The organism is Massilia timonae CCUG 45783 (assembly GCF_000315425.1).
Classification (GTDB): Bacteria; Pseudomonadota; Gammaproteobacteria; order Burkholderiales; family Burkholderiaceae_D; genus Telluria; species Telluria timonae.
Genome location: NZ_JH992926.1, coordinates 225680 through 240494, shown reverse-complemented (window position 1 = coordinate 240494; position 14815 = coordinate 225680). Strand labels below are relative to the sequence as shown.

14 protein-coding genes are annotated in these 14815 nt (G+C 66.9%); 6 read left to right on the top strand and 8 right to left on the bottom strand.

The features are described 5' to 3' along the window. Positions 1–19: 19 nt before the first annotated feature. Positions 20–928 carry a ZIP family metal transporter gene (locus HMPREF9710_RS23845; RefSeq protein ID WP_005670744.1) on the bottom strand — a complete coding sequence of 303 codons (909 nt, stop codon included), beginning with the start codon at positions 926–928 and terminating at the stop codon, positions 20–22. An 83-nt stretch (positions 929–1011) separates the two neighbouring features. After that, positions 1012–2013: a manganese catalase family protein gene (locus HMPREF9710_RS23840; protein WP_005670742.1), complete on the bottom strand. Its 1002-nt coding sequence runs from the start codon at positions 2011–2013 to the stop codon at positions 1012–1014. Positions 2014–2358: 345 nt separating this feature from the next. Here HMPREF9710_RS23840 and HMPREF9710_RS23835 point away from each other — a divergent pair, with 345 nt between their 5' ends. After that, positions 2359–2961, top strand: a complete 603-nt coding sequence (locus HMPREF9710_RS23835; RefSeq protein WP_005670741.1) for a hemerythrin domain-containing protein — start codon at positions 2359–2361, stop codon at positions 2959–2961. 58 nt (positions 2962–3019) lie between these two features. On the opposite strand, the gene HMPREF9710_RS23830 is transcribed toward HMPREF9710_RS23835, so the two are convergent. The 5 genes from HMPREF9710_RS23830 to HMPREF9710_RS23810 form a co-directional block, all read right to left on the bottom strand. Beyond that, complete coding sequence (locus HMPREF9710_RS23830; protein ID WP_157225730.1) at positions 3020–4051, bottom strand: patatin-like phospholipase family protein; 1032 nt, start codon at positions 4049–4051, stop codon at positions 3020–3022. 67 nt (positions 4052–4118) lie between these two features. After that, positions 4119–4856, bottom strand: coding sequence for an LrgB family protein (locus HMPREF9710_RS23825; protein WP_005670736.1), 738 nt, complete (start codon positions 4854–4856; stop codon positions 4119–4121). Continuing rightward, positions 4849–5202 (bottom strand): CidA/LrgA family protein, encoded by a 354-nt coding sequence (locus HMPREF9710_RS23820; protein ID WP_005670734.1) that lies wholly within the window; start codon positions 5200–5202, stop codon positions 4849–4851. The genes HMPREF9710_RS23825 and HMPREF9710_RS23820 overlap by 8 nt, the downstream gene beginning before the upstream one ends. A gap of 110 nt (positions 5203–5312) precedes the next feature. Beyond that, positions 5313–6407 (bottom strand): 4-hydroxyphenylpyruvate dioxygenase, encoded by a 1095-nt coding sequence (hppD, locus tag HMPREF9710_RS23815; RefSeq protein ID WP_005670732.1) that lies wholly within the window; start codon positions 6405–6407, stop codon positions 5313–5315. 33 nt (positions 6408–6440) lie between these two features. Further along, positions 6441–7349, bottom strand: a complete 909-nt coding sequence (locus HMPREF9710_RS23810) for a LysR family transcriptional regulator (RefSeq protein ID WP_005670729.1) — start codon at positions 7347–7349, stop codon at positions 6441–6443. Between the two features lie 177 nt (positions 7350–7526). Between HMPREF9710_RS23810 and hmgA the strand changes: the two genes are divergently transcribed. The 5 genes from hmgA to HMPREF9710_RS23785 all read left to right on the top strand — a co-directional run bounded on the left by hmgA (position 7527) and on the right by HMPREF9710_RS23785 (position 13538). Next, complete coding sequence (gene hmgA / locus HMPREF9710_RS23805) at positions 7527–8834, top strand: homogentisate 1,2-dioxygenase (RefSeq protein WP_005670727.1); 1308 nt, start codon at positions 7527–7529, stop codon at positions 8832–8834. Between the two features lie 132 nt (positions 8835–8966). Continuing rightward, positions 8967–10292: a hemolysin family protein gene (locus HMPREF9710_RS23800; RefSeq protein ID WP_005670726.1), complete on the top strand. Its 1326-nt coding sequence runs from the start codon at positions 8967–8969 to the stop codon at positions 10290–10292. Between the two features lie 66 nt (positions 10293–10358). After that, entirely contained in the window at positions 10359–11165 is an 807-nt protein-coding gene (locus HMPREF9710_RS23795; RefSeq protein WP_005670724.1) for a TlpA disulfide reductase family protein, read from the top strand. Positions 11166–11224: 59 nt separating this feature from the next. Further along, complete coding sequence (locus HMPREF9710_RS23790) at positions 11225–11926, top strand: MBL fold metallo-hydrolase (protein WP_005670722.1); 702 nt, start codon at positions 11225–11227, stop codon at positions 11924–11926. A gap of 259 nt (positions 11927–12185) precedes the next feature. Further along, complete coding sequence (locus tag HMPREF9710_RS23785; RefSeq protein WP_005670717.1) at positions 12186–13538, top strand: amino acid permease; 1353 nt, start codon at positions 12186–12188, stop codon at positions 13536–13538. Here the strand turns inward: HMPREF9710_RS23785 and HMPREF9710_RS23780 are convergent. Beyond that, on the bottom strand, positions 13535–14815 hold the full coding sequence (locus tag HMPREF9710_RS23780) for a S41 family peptidase (protein ID WP_051205181.1): 1281 nt from the start codon (positions 14813–14815) through the stop codon (positions 13535–13537). The genes HMPREF9710_RS23785 and HMPREF9710_RS23780 overlap by 4 nt on opposite strands.

Genomic DNA, 14815 nt, shown 5'->3' with positions numbered 1-14815 from the left:
GGTCAACGGTCGCCGGATCTCACGACAGCGCCGTGTCGAGCACCGTCATCAGGATGAAGCCGAAGATCAGCGCAATGCTGGCCTGGGTGCCGTTGCCCGACTGGCGCGATTCGGGGATCACGTCGTTGACGATCACCAGCAGCATGGCGCCGGCGGCGGCGGCCAGCGCATACGGCAGCAGGCCGGCCGAGATGCCGATCAGGGCCACGCCGAAGACTGCGGCGATCGGCTCGACCAGGCCCGAGGCCACGCCCATGGCGACCGCGGTCAGGCGGCTGTAGCCGACGGCGTGCAGCGCGAGCGCCACCACCAGGCCTTCGGGCACGTCCTGGATCGACACGCCGGTGGCCAGCGAGGTGGCTTTCTCGACGTCGATGCCGGCGAAGGCCACGCCGATCGCCAGGCCTTCGGGCAGGTTGTGCAGGGCCACGGCCCACACGAACAGCCATGCGCGCCGCGGCGACACCTTGTCGGGCTCGTTGGACAGGATGCCCTCGGTGCGCACCGCGCGCCCGAGCAGCAGGATGGCGCCGGCGCCGAACATGATGCCGGCGCCGACCATGAGGCTCGATTCCCAGTTGCCGGCGCCGGCCGTCTTGGCGGCGCTCAGGGCGGGAATCACGAGGGAAAACGCGGTGGCGCCGAGCATGACGCCGGCGCCGAAGCCGAGGAAGCAATCGTAGGTGCGCTTGGTGAAATTCTGTGCGAACAGGACCGGCAGGGTGCCCAGCGCGGTCGCCGCCGCCGCCGTGCTGCCGCCCGCCAGCGCCGCCAGCATCTTGGGATTGGCATTCATGATCTGCTCGATCATGCTGCCGAGCAGGACGAGGAAGCCGATGGCGCAGATGCCGAAACCGATGGCGCGGCGTGGGGTCAGCCAGCGCGGAAGGCCACGAGGGTGGTTGCTCTTGTCGGTTTGGATATCCATGCATATTCCTGTCAAAGACCGCGCCAGGCCGCCCCGCTCCCCGCGTGGGCGGCCGCCGGCGCGGCCGTACTACGAGGCGGGGTTTACTTCAGCGGCTTGCCGCTGCCCATCGGGTTGCCGACACCGGTATCGTCGAGCGGACCGCCCTTGGAACCGACATTGGCGTCGCCCATGGCATTACCGCCCGATCCACCCATCGTACCACCAGTTGCCGATTGCATCATGCCCAATTCGGAGCCGGTACGCGGCGTGGCCGAGGGGTCGGACATGGTGCGCATCGCCATCTGCTTGAGCACGTCGATGTCGCCGGTCGGCAGGGCCACTTCGGCCTCGCCCGAGCCGCCGTCGACGGCCATCTGCTTCTCGCGGTCGCTGATGAAGTCCCAGTCGGCGCCCTGGTTCCAGGCGCCGCGCACCTCGCCCGGGCCCTGCGACATATTGTAGTAAACGCTGGCGAACGCCGGCACCACAGGCATTTTGCCCGGTGGGAAGTTCGGCTCCATCGCGTACAGCGCCTTCTCGAACGACTTCATGTGCGCCACTTCGCGCGTCATCAGGAAGCCCAGCGCTTCTTTCACGCCCGGGTCGTCGGTCAGCGCGATCAGGCGCTCATAGACGATCTTGGCGCGCGCCTCGGCGGCGATGTTCGAGCGCAGGTCGGCGGTCGGCTCGGTGATCGAGTCGATGTAGGCGGCGGTCCATGGCACGCCGGCCGAGTTGGTCAGCGGAGCGCCAGCGCCGTACAGCACCTGCGTGATGTGGCTGTCGTTGCCCGGGCCGGTAATGGCGCGGTACATTTCGGCCTCGGTGTCGATGGCTTCGGCCAGGCGGCCCTTGGCGCCCTTGTTCAGCATGGCGACGATGTGGCCGATCACCTCCAGGTGGCTCAGCTCCTCGGTCGCGATGTCGAACAGCATGTCCTTGCGGCCTGGATCGTCTTCGGCGACAGCCTGGGTAAAGTAGCGCATGGCCGCGGCCAGCTCGCCCTGCGGTCCGCCGAACTGCTCGAGCATGAGGTTCGCCAGGGCCGGGTTCGGCTCGCTGACACGGACTGTATATTGCAAGCGCTTGTTGTGTGCAAACATGACAGGTATCTCCGATTGAAGTGGAAGGTTCGTATCAACCTCGGCAGCCACGCGACCTGCGTGCACTGCCAATGGATAGGCTACCGCCGGGATCGGTAGCGCAATGACCCCATGTTCTCAGGTCGACAGTGGATTGACCGTCAGGAGCACTCCCGTGTCCTTGTAGGACAAATGTGACAATCTGTTATTCCAAATAAACAATCTCCCAATCAAGTCCATCTGCCGTCTCATGCGTGCGCCCGGGTGGGCCGGTCACTGACACGCCTCCGGCACGCGCTCCTACAGTCATCGGTGGCGGGGCCGGTCTACCATATTGTTCAAACAATCACGAACGGGGGTATTACCATGAATCTCAAGCAACTGAGCCCAAGCATTACGGACATGATCCGCTTCGACCACTCGCACGTGATGGTCACCTTCCACCAGTACTCGAAGGACAAGAGCCCGACCGTCAAGAAAGCGCTGGCCGACACCATCTGCGACGGCCTGGAAATCCACGCCACGCTCGAGGAAGAGATCTTCTATCCGGTGATGCGCCGACGCGACGGCAGCGAGCCCTTCATCCACGAGGCCGAGCCCGAGCACGACGAAATGCGCCGCCTGATCGCCGAGCTGCGCGCCACCTCGGGCTCCGATCCGCGCCACGACGACCTGGTGATGGAATTGATGCGCGACGTGATGCACCACGTGGCGGAGGAAGAAACCAAGCTGCTGCCGGACGCCGAGGCGATCCTGGGCAAGCAGCGCCTGGCCGAGATGGGCGCCGAGATGACGCGCCGCCGCATGCAGCTGGTAGGACCGAAGGCCGGCAAGCTGGCCAAGGAACACCTCGTCGGCTTCTCGGGCAGCACCGCGGCGATGGTGGTCGGCGTGGCCGGCGCCCTGCTGGCGGCGTTCGCGCTCAAGCCGAAGAAGAATACCTGGAAGACGCAGCCGGCGAATACCTGATCGGCTGTTGCGCTGACTGATAACGCCGCCGCTCGCAAGACCGGCGGCGTGTTTACATTCAGATCTGATCCGGGAAGAACACCGGCATCGGGTCGAGCGTCGACTTGACCCCGAGATGGGCGCCCTGCTCCCTGAGCCAAAGGTCGGCGGTCTCGACGCCCCGGTCGTGCAGCATTTGAAGGAAGGGCATCTCGGCATTCATCTTGGCCGAGATGCCGTGATCCTGCAGGAATTCGTTGCCGCTGATGAGGTGCAGGTGTTTGCTGTTGGGCGCCGCCCCGGCCCCGCGGACCTCGTCGGGCAAGCCGTTCAGGTAACGCAGCGCGCTGACTTCGCGCACGAAGCTGATGTTGAACGCGATTTCGTTGGAGCGGTTGGCGATGTCGGCGATATTGGTCGGCATGTCGCTGCGCGCGATCGGGTTGTTCTGGATGATGATCAGGTCGCTGGCGGTCGAGTGCCGCATCAGCGGATCCAGCGGCGGATTGGCGACATAACTGCCATCCCAGTACATCTCCCCTTCCACCTCGACCGCCGCGAATACGGTCGGCAGGCAGGCGGAGGCCACCAGGCGCTGCACGTCCATTTCTTCGCGCCTGAACAGCTTGCCGGTTCCGGTGCGCACATTGGTGGCGGCGATGAACAACTGCAGTTCTTCGCAGTCGCGCACCCGCTCGAAATCGATCATGGTGGTCAGGAAGTTACGCAGAGGATTGAGGGTGAGCGGACCTTCGCGCACCGGCCCCATCAGCGCCCCCATCATCTCCAGCAGGTGGTAAGCCGGCGAGAATTCCATCGTAAACTTGGGCGCCATGCGGTCGAGCGGCGTGCGTTGCAGCGGACTCAGGACCGCCGCGCTGCCGAGGGTGCGCCAGAACCGGTCGAGGGCGCGGCGCGCGCCCTCGCGGCCGCCGCCACGCGCGTAGCCGTCGGCCAGCACCACCGCGTTGATGGCGCCGGCGCTCGAGCCGCTCAGGGCGTCGATGAGCAGGTCGTCCTCTTGCAGCAGCCGGTCGAGCACACCCCAACCAAAGGCGCCGTAGGTGCCCCCGCCCTGGATGGCGAGGCTGATCGTCTTGTAAGTCGTCAAGATCTGCTCCATCGTGATTGATGGAGCGAGCTTAACGCGACGCCCGATGTTGCGGCGCAGCGTAGCCTCAGGACATCCAGGCCATCACGAGCGGCACCAGCCACGGGGCCAGCAGCGCGGTCAGCGCGCCGTTCAGGCCCATCGCCAGGCCGGCGAAGGCGCCCATCTCCGGGCTGACCTGGAAGGCGCGCGCCGTGCCGATGCCGTGCGAGGCCAGGCCCAGCGCGAAGCCGCAGGCGGCGTCCGAGCGCACGCCCAGCAGCATGAAGACGTAGCGCCCGAACACCGCGCCGAAGATGCCGGTCGCGATCACCAGCGCGGCCGTCAGCGCCGGGATGCCGCCCAGGCGCTCGGACACCGCCATCGCGATCGGCGAGGTGGCCGATTTCGGTCCCAGCGTATATGCCAGCTCCGGCGTCGCGCCGAGCAGCAGCGCCACCACCACGGCCGACACGATGGCCGTCACGCTGCCGGCCAGCAGCGCGGCGCCCAGCGGCAAGGCGGCGCGGCGCAGGCGCGGCAGCTGGCGTACCAGCGGCACCGCCAGCGCCACGGTGGCCGGGCCGAGTAAAAAGTGGACGAACTGGGCGCCGGCAAAATAGCGCTCGTAGGACATCCCGGTGAGCCACAGCAGCGCCACGATCAGGGCGACCGCGATCGCCACCGGATTGGCCAGCGGCGAGGCCTTGCACAAGGCGAAGATGCGCTGCGCCGCCAGGTAGGCGCACAGGGTCATGGTCAGGCCCAGGAGCGGCGAGGCGGAAAGATAGACCCAGAAATGGCTGAACTCGGCGAAATCAGGCATCGCCATCCCTGGTTGGATTGTCCATCCCGCGCAGGATCAGGCCGGTCACGGCCAGGGCCAGAACGGTGCTGACCACGAGCGAGGCCAGGATCGCGATCCAGTGGCCGCTGCCGCTGCTGGCGGCGACCAGGATGCCGACGCCGGCCGGCACGAACAGCAGCGACAGGTGCGACAGCAGCGTGTTGGCGGCCCCCTCGACCAGCGCCTGCAACTTCGGCATGACCAGCAACGCCGCCATCAACAGCAGCATGCCGGCGACCGGCCCCGGCAAGGGAAGATGGAAGACGAATACGATGCCTTCGCCCAGGCACTGGAACAACAACAGGACCGCGAACGCAGCCAGCATACCTCTACTCCTGACGCAGGACGGCGGCCGCGTAGCGCACCCGGCCGCCGAAAAGTGTACAGGATAGCAAATCCCGCGGCCGTGCGTGCGTACGCCGGCCGCGCAAAGCGTCAGGCTTCGGCCGTCGCCTGCGCCCCGGCGATCGCGCCGCGCTTGACCTGGTCGCGCTCGATCGACTCGAACAAGGCCTTGAAGTTGCCTTCGCCGAAGCCGTCGTCGCCCTTGCGCTGGATGAACTCGAAGAACACCGGCCCCAGTTGCGGCACGCCGAAGATCTGCACCAGCAGGCGCGCATGGCCGTCCTTCACGGCGCCGTCCAGCAGCAGGCCGCGCACCTTCAGCGCCTCGGCATCCTGGCCATGGCCCGGAATGCGTTCGTCGAGCATCTCGTAATAGGTGTCCGGCGGCGGCGCCATCAAGGGCACCCCGGCCGCGCGCAGCTTGTCGACGGTGGCGATCAGGTCGTCGGTCAGCAGCGCGATGTGCTGGATGCCCTCGCCGTTGAACTGCATCAGGAATTCCTCGATCTGGCCGCCGCCGGCCTTGCCTTCTTCGTTCAGCGGAATGCGGATCTTGCCGTCCGGCGCCGTCATCGCCTTCGAGGTCAGGCCGGTATATTCGCCCTTGATGTCGAAGTAGCGGATCTCGCGGAAGTTGAACAGCTTCTCGTAGAATCCGGCCCAGTAGCTCATGCGGCCGCGGTAGACGTTGTGGGTCAGGTGGTCGATGATGGCCAGGCCATGGCCTTCCGGGTTGCGGTCGACGCCGTCGATGAACTCGAAGTCGATGTCATAGATCGACTTGCCCTCGTCGAAGCGGTCGATCAGGTACAGCGGCGCGCCGCCGATGCCCTTGATGGCCGGCAGGCGCAGTTCCATGGGGCCGGTCGGGATCTCGACCGCCTGGGCGCCCAGTTCCAGGGCGCGCGCATAAGCCTTGTGGGCGTCCTTGACGCGGAAGGCCATGCCGCAGGCCGACGGGCCGTGCTCGGCCGCGAAATACGCGGCATAGCTCTTCGGCTCGTTGTTGACGATGAAGTTGATGCCGCCCTGGCGGAACAAGGCCACGTCCTTGGAGCGGTGGGTTGCCACCCTGGTGAAGCCCAGCGCCTCGAACACCGGCTCCAGCACGCCCGGCGTGGGCGATGCGAACTCCACGAACTCGAAGCCCATCAGGCCCATCGGATTGTCGAACAGGTCTGCCATTGTCTCTTCCTTTAGTTAAGCATTGTTATTGACTCACGTTTCCGCGAACACGTCGGCCAGGAGTCCGCGCAACCACTGGTTGCCCGGATCCTGGTTGAAGCGGCGGTGCCAGAAAATATTCGTCTGCAGCGGCGGCAGGTCGAGCGGCGGCGTCGCCCAGTCGAGCCCGAACGGCGCGGCCGCGCGCTCGGCCAGTTTTTGCGGCACCGTCACGACCAGGTCGCCCGTGCTCACGATATACGGCACCGCGGTGAAATGCGGCACCCGGAATTTCGTTGTCTGTCCGACCCCGGCCCTGGCCAGCGCCGCGTTCACCCGGTCGTAGGGACTGTCGGCCGCGTCCACCAGCAGATGCTCGGCTTGCGCGAAGCGCTCGAGGGTCAGTTCGCCCCGCGCCAGCGGGTGCCCCTTGCGGAACATGGCCACGAACGGCTGGCGGAACAGGTGGCGCTGGTACAGCGCCTCGGACACGTCCTCGAACGGCCCGACCGCCAGGTCGACCCGCCCGCCTTCCATTTCTTCCTTGAGCGACAGCGTCCCCACCCGCACCGAGCTGATCTCGACGTGGGGCGCCAGCTGGCGGCAGCGCTCGATCAGCGTCGGCATGAAATACACTTCGCCGACGTCGGTCATGGCCAGCATGAAGCGGCGGTTGCTGGTGCCCGGCTCGAAGCGGCTGCGCTGGTTCAGGGCCAGCGCTACCTGCGCCATCGCCGCCCCGATCGGCTCGGCCATCTGGCTGGCCAGGGGCGTGGGCTGCATGCCGCTTGCGGTGCGCACGAACAGCTCGTCGCCGAAGCTGCGCCGCAGCCGCGCCAGCGCATTGCTCACGGCCGACTGCGACAGCCCCAGGCGCCGGGCGGCCGACGAGATCTGGCGCTCCCTGTATACCTCCTGGAACACCGAGAGCAGGTTCAGGTCTATATCGTGTGCTTCGATCATGGATTTCCCGGGCTGCCGGCCGGACCGGCGTGACACGCATTGTCCACATCCCGGTGCTCGCCCGACAGTAATATTGATGAAATGAATAGTCTACATTTATCTATTCATCTCGTAAAACATGGCGGATTATTCTAGAGTGGCGCCATCGAAGATGCTATCCACCGTCCAGGAGACCCCATGAGCCACGAACCCGGCCATCCGTCAACCTACATGAGCGGTTTCGGCAACGAGTTCGCCACCGAAGCCCTGCCCGGCGCCCTGCCCCGGCACCGCAATTCACCGCAGCGCGTGGCCTATGGCCTGTACGCCGAGCAGCTGTCCGGCACCGCCTTCACCGCCCCGCGCAGCCATAACCGGCGCTCGTGGCTGTACCGCATCCGTCCGGCGGCGGTGCACGGCAGCTTCGCGCCGCTGGACGCCCCGCGCCTGGTGGGCCGTTTCGATACGCCGGTGCCGCCGAACCAGCTGCGCTGGAGCCCTTTGCCGATGCCTCATGCTCCGACCGATTTCATCGACGGCTGGGTGACCATGGCCGGCAACGGCTCGCCCGAGTCGATGAGCGGCTGCGCCATCCATATGTACGCGGCCAATCGCGGCATGGATGGCCGCTATTTCTATAACGCGGACGGGGAATTGTTGCTCGTACCACAATCTGGCCGGCTGTCGATCGCGACCGAGCTGGGCCTGCTGGAGGTGGAGCCGCAGGAAATCGCCGTGATCCCGCGCGGCGTGCGCTTCCAGGTGCTGCTACCCGACGGCGCGGCGCGCGGCTATATCTGCGAGAACTTCGGCGCCCTCCTGCGCTTGCCCGACCTGGGCCCGCTCGGCTCCAACGGCCTGGCCAACCCGCGCGACTTCCTGACGCCGAGCGCGCGCTACGAAGACCTGGAAGGCGACTTCGAACTGGTGAGCAAGTTTGGCGGCCGCCTGTGGCGCGCGCCGATCGGCCACTCGCCGCTGGACGTCGTGGCCTGGCACGGCAACTACGCGCCTTATAAATACGACCTGCGCCACTTCAATACGATCGGCTCGATCAGCTACGACCACCCCGATCCGTCGATCTTCCTGGTGCTGCAGTCGCCGTCGGACACGCCGGGCGTGGACACGATCGACTTCGTGATCTTCCCGCCGCGCTGGCTGGCGGCCGAGGACACCTTCCGCCCGCCCTGGTTCCACCGCAACGTGGCCAGCGAATTCATGGGCCTGATCCACGGCGCCTACGACGCCAAGGCCGAGGGCTTCGTGCCGGGCGGCGCCAGCATCCACAACTGCATGAGCGGCCATGGCCCGGACGCCGCCACCTTCGACAAGGCCAGCAGCCTGGATACCAGCCGTCCGCACAAGGTGGGCGACACCATGGCCTTCATGTTCGAGACCCGCGCCGCCCTGGCGCCGACGGCGCAGGCGCTGGCCTCGCCCCAGCTGCAGGGCGATTACCAGCAGTGCTGGGCCGGCATCCGCAAGCACTTCCGGCTGGAGCCTTGAGCCGGCAGTGAAGCGCGCAGCGCACGCAGCGGTGTTCCCGGATTTTGTCATTTATGCCATGATTCGCGGGCAGGCCATGGTGGCCTGCCCGGCCACGGCCCGGCACGACCGGTCATGGGGCAAGAGCCCAGCATGTCAGACATATTGATCATCCTCGTTCTCATCCTGCTGAACGGGGTGTTCGCGATGAGCGAACTCGCGCTCGTCTCGGCCAAGCGCATGCGCCTGGAACGGCGCGCCGAAGAAGGCAGCCGCGGCGCCCGCACCGCGATCGCGCTGGCCGACAATCCCAGCCACTTCCTGTCCACCGTCCAGGTGGGCATCACCCTGATCGGCATCTTCACCGGCGCCTTCGGCGAAGCCTCGCTGGTGTCGCGCCTGACGCCGCAGATCGAGACCATCGGCTTCCTGGCGCCCTACGCCTACGAGATCGCGCTGTTCGTGGTGGTGCTGGCGATCACCTTCTTCTCCATCGTCCTGGGCGAGCTGGTGCCCAAGCGCATCGCGATGCGCCATCCGGAGACGATGGCGACCCTGATCGCCCCGCCGCTGAACATGCTGTCGGTGATCATGTCGCCGTTCGTCAAGGTGCTGTCGCTGACCACCGAGGCGATCGTGCGCCTGTTCGGCATCCACGACGCCAAGGAAGAAGCGCCGACCGAGGAAGACATCACGGGCATGTTCAAGGAAGGCACCGACGCCGGCCTGTTCGAAAAGACCGAGTACGACATCGTCTCGCGCGCGCTGCGCCTGGACGACCGCCACCTGAAGGCGCTCATGACGCCGCGGGTCGACCTGGTCATGATCGACCTCGACGCCCAGCGGCGCGACATCCTGGAGCTGATCAGCTGCCACACCTACAGCCGCTTCCCCGTGTACCGCGGCGACCGCGCCCAGATCCTGGGCTACGTGAAGGTGCGCGACCTGCTGGCGCAGTCGGTGCGCCATGGCTCGCTCGAGGCGGTGAACATCGAGGATGCGGTGTCCGATCTGCTGTTCGTGCCCGAGACCGTGAGCGCGATGGTGCTGCTCGAACTGTTCAAGAAGAACCGCGCCGAACTGGCCCTGATCGTCGACGAGTACGGCGACATCCAGGGCATGGTCACCCTGTCCGACGTGATGAGCGCCCTGGTGGGCGACGTCACCGTGATCGGCGAAGAGAACGATCCCGACGCGGTGCAGCGCCAGGACGGCAGCTGGCTGCTCGACGGCGGCGTGGACCTCGACCGCTTCCGCGACCTGATGAATACCGACGTGCGCTTCCCGGACGAAGGCACCGGGGCATACCACACACTGGCCGGCTTCGTGCTGTACCAGTTCGGCTACATCCCCAAGACGTCCGAGTTCTTCGAATGGGACGGCTACCGGATCGAGGTGGTCGACATGGACGGCAACCGCATCGACCGCATCCTGGTGGCGCAGCTGCCCGCGCCGGAACCGGTTGCAGAAGAGACCTGATCAGTCGCTCGCACGCCGCGCCCGGCGTCCAAGTATACTCATGCTTTGAACCGCACAAGGATCGGCATGGACGTCGTCAGGCTCGGCCCCCTCATCATTCCGCTGTCGGCGGCGCTGGTCGTGCTGGCCCTGCTGGCGGCGACCACCACGGCCGACTGGTTGCGCCGCCGGCGCGGCCATGACGCCGGCACGGTGCTGTGGCGGATGATCGTGGCGGGCTTCGTCGCCGCGCGGGCCGTGTTCGTCCTCAAGCACCACGACATCTACCTCAAGGCGCCATGGAGCGCGCTGGACATCCGCGACGGCGGCTTCGAGCCGGTGGCCGGCCTGATCGTCGCCTGCGTGATCGGCGCCGAACTGACGCGGCGCCGCGCCGAATTGCGCCGTCCGCTGCTGGCCAGCGTGCTGGCCGGCGGCGCGGTCTGGATCGGCGGGCTGGTGGCGGCCCAGGCGCTGGCGCCGCCGCGTCCGCCGATGCCCGACCTGATGGTGCGCCGGCTCGACGGCAGCGAGGTGCCGCTGCGAAGCCTGGCGGGGCGCCCGCTGGTGGTCAACCTGTGGGCCACCTGGTGTCCACCGTGCCGGCGCGAGATGCCCGCCATGCAGGCGGCGCAGCAGGCCAACCCGGACATCGGCTTCGTGTTCGTCAACCAGGGCGAATCCAGCGTGGTGGTGCGGCGTTTCCTGGCCACCCAGCAGCTGCGCCTGCAGAACGTCGTGATCGATCCGGCCGGCCAGGTCGCGGCGCGCACCGGCGCCGCCGGCTATCCCACCACCCTGTTCTACGATGCCGACGGCAAGCTGCGCCTGCGTCACGTCGGCGAGCTGTCGGAGGCGACGCTGAAGGACAAGCTGGCCAGCCTGCGGCCCTGAAGCGCCTACCCGCCGCCGGCGACTTGTGGTACAACAGCGCGGCAACCGAGGAGCTATCCATGCAAGTCAATCCGATCCAGCTGTTCGACGCCGAATCGTCGACCTTCACCTATATTCTGGCCGCGCCGGGCAGCATTGATGCCGTCATCATCGACCCGGTCGACCGCCATTTCACACGCGACCTGGCGCATGTCGAGCGCCTCGGCCTGCGCCTGACCCACGTGCTGGAAACCCATGCCCATGCCGACCACGTGACCTCGGCCGGCCGCCTGCGCGCGCAGACGGGAGCCAAGGCTTGCGTGCCGAGCGGCTGCGACATCCCGCCGGCCGAAGTCCAGCTGCAAGATGGCGACCAGGTCCGCTTCGGCCTGCACGAGCACATCGCCGTGATCCACACGCCCGGCCACACGGCCGGCAGCATGTGCTATCTGTGGCGCGGCAATCTGTTCACCGGCGACACCCTGCTCATCGACGGCTGCGGCCGCACCGACTTCCAGAGCGGGAGTTCGGAGAGCCTGTACGACAGCGTCACGCGCAAGCTGTTCGCCCTGGACGACCACGTGCGGGTGTGGCCGGGCCACGACTACAAGGGCCAGTCGGTGTCGACCATCGGCTGGGAGCGGCGCCACAATGCGCGCCTGGCCAACCGCAGCCGCGACGACTTCATCGCGCTGATGGCCGCGCTCGACCTGCCGCGCCCGCGCATGATGGACGTCGCCGTGCCGGCAAACCGCAACCTCGGCCTGCCGCACAGCGTATGACGGATTAAACGCGACGGATCAGTAGCGCCAGGTGCGCTTGGGCGCCGGTGGACGCTTCATTACCTTCGTTTGAAACTGTTTCCAGATCAGCCCGGCCAGGGCCATCATGATCATCTTGCGCATGGTTTCTCCTCGTTGGTGATCGGCGACATGCCGTTGCCGCCAGCATAGCCCGAGCCCGCACTTCGCGGCGCAGGTTTGCCTGGCCCAAAGGATGCAGTAGAATCCCTGTCTTTCTGGCAAGACCACGAGACGGACCATGGCCGACGGGCACAACGAACTCAAGCGCGGGCTGAAGAACCGCCACATCCAGCTGATCGCCCTCGGCGGCGCCATCGGCACCGGCCTGTTCCTCGGCATCGCCTCCACCATCCAGATGGCCGGCCCCTCGGTGCTGCTGGGCTATGCGATCGCCGGCGCGGTCGCCTTCCTGATCATGCGCCAGCTCGGCGAAATGATCGTCGACGAGCCGGTGGCCGGTTCCTTCAGCCACTTCGCCGACAAGTATTGCGGGCGCTGGGCCGGCTTCGTCTCGGGCTGGAACTACTGGGTGATGTACATCCTCGTCAGCCTGGCCGAGCTGACCGCGCTCGGCATCTATATGCAGTACTGGTTCCCGGACCTGCCGACCTGGGTCTCGGCGCTCGGCTTCTTCGTGCTGGTCAACTGCATCAGCCTGCTCAACGTGAAGGCCTTCGGCGAAATGGAATTCTGGTTCGCCGTGATCAAGGTGGTCGCGGTGGTCGGCATGATCGTGTTCGGCATCTACCTGCTGGTGGGCGGCGGCGCCGGCCCCGAGGCCGGCGTGGCCAATCTGTGGCAGCACGGCGGCTTCTTCCCGCACGGCGTGGCCGGCCTCGCGATGGCGATGGCGGTGATCATGTTCTCCTTTGGCGGCCTGGAGCTGATCGGCATCACCGCCGCCGAAGCCGACGACCCGGCGCGCACGATCCCGCGCGCCACCAACAACGCGCTGTACCGGATCCTGATCTTCTACATCGGCGCGCTGGCCGTGCTCCTGATGCTGTACCCGTGGCAAAAGGTGGTCACCGGCGGCAGCCCCTTCGTCCTGATCTTCCAGGCGCTCGACAGCGGCTGGGTCGCCAACGTCCTCAACCTGGTCGTGCTGACCGCCGCGCTGTCGGTGTATAACGGCTGCGTGTATGCCAACAGCCGCATGCTGTTCGGCCTGGCCGAACAGGGCAATGCGCCGGCGTCGCTGAAGTACACCAACCGCCGCGGCGTGCCGCTGGTGGCGCTGGGCGTGTCGGCCGTGGCGACCGGGTCGGCAATCCTGATCAATTACTTCCTGCCGCGCGAGGCGCTGGGCATGGTGATGACGCTGGCCACGACCGCCCTGGTCCTGAACTGGGCCATGATCTCGTGGAGCCACCTGCGTTTTCGACGCAGCAAGGACCAGCTCGGCGCGAAGACGAGCTTTCGCAGCCCCTGGTTCCCGCTGTCGAATTACGTCTGCCTGGGATTCGTCGCCATCCTGCTGGTCGTGATGCTGCTCACGCCCGGCCTGCGCATCTCGGTATTCCTCATTCCGGTATGGCTGGCGGTGCTTGGCCTGGGCTACTGGCTGCGCGAGCGGCGCAAGACCCGCTAGTTGCCCGAACCTGCCGCATTCTCCTCGAGAAGCGACTCCGGCGCACGACCGGAAGGCGGGTCCAGAATGAAGCGCGGCAGGGTCAGCGCCAGGCCGCTGTGCGGCAGGACGACGTCGCGGATGCCGCCCGATTGCGAGCGCCTGGCGGCGCCGCCCGCGCCGACCAGGGTCGCGAAGCCGAAATCGTGCATCACGTTGGCGAACAGGATGGCGGACGAATAGGTGCCGGGTCCGATCCGTACGTACGTCTTGCCCGCGAAGCGCAGCGGATTATCCGGCTGCGGCTGGCGCCAGGTCGCGATTTCTCCCTGCATGGGCTTGGCCGGCGCACCCGCCGGGGCCCGCGCCAGGCCGCGATAGCTCGAGCCGGTCCGGTAGGGTTGCGTCGCCAGATACGGCATCAAGCCGTCCAGCCACACCACGTCGTCGCCTCCACCGTTCTTGCTGACGTCGATCACCAGGCTGGTCACACCCTGCGCCCGGATGCGGGCGAAGGCGTCACGCGTAAACGCCAGGAATGGCGCGGGATCGGCCAGGCCGAAGGTGTCGACCGTCAGCACTGCGCGGCCATCCCGGTCGATCGCGAGATCGAAGGGCTGGCGTGCCTCCTGTTCCAGGACGTGCGGGAGCGTGCGGCGAGCGGGCATGGTGACCGTACGCCGCACACCCTCCTCTTCCAGCACCAGTTCGTAGGTCTCGGGAGCGCCAAACCGCTTCCAGTAGTACAGCCACCAGCGCTGGCCCAGCAGGTTTGCCCGGAATCGCGGCGTATCGCCGTGCACCATGGACGACAGGGTCGACACGAGCTCCCCTGCGGCCACGCCATTGACCGAGACCACCCGGGCCGGCGCTGTCGACAGATGGAGTGCGCCATCCGGATCGACGTTCACCTCGACCGGAAACAGGCCGCCGCCCTGCGCCAGCCACGCACGCGTTTCCTTGCGCCAGTCCGGATAGCCGATCAAGAAGTGACCGTCGGCCAGCAGCGCATTGACCGCTGCCAGGCGCCGCCAGGCCTCGTCGCGCGTGAGCGTGAGCGGCGCCTCGTGCGCCATCCGGTCGAGCGCGCGGTGCAGGGCCGGCGGATCGGTCGAGAAGCCGGGATCCGGATGCATGCGCGCGATCATGGCGCGGACGAAGGCGATATCCTCGCGAAACTGCGCCGCGCTGATGGGCTGCGGCGCGCCATCCGCCGCAGCCGCCGGCCCGCAGGCAAGGAGGAAGGTCGCCAGTAGCGGGCTAAATCGGGAAATCCTGGACAGCAGTCGTGGATGCAT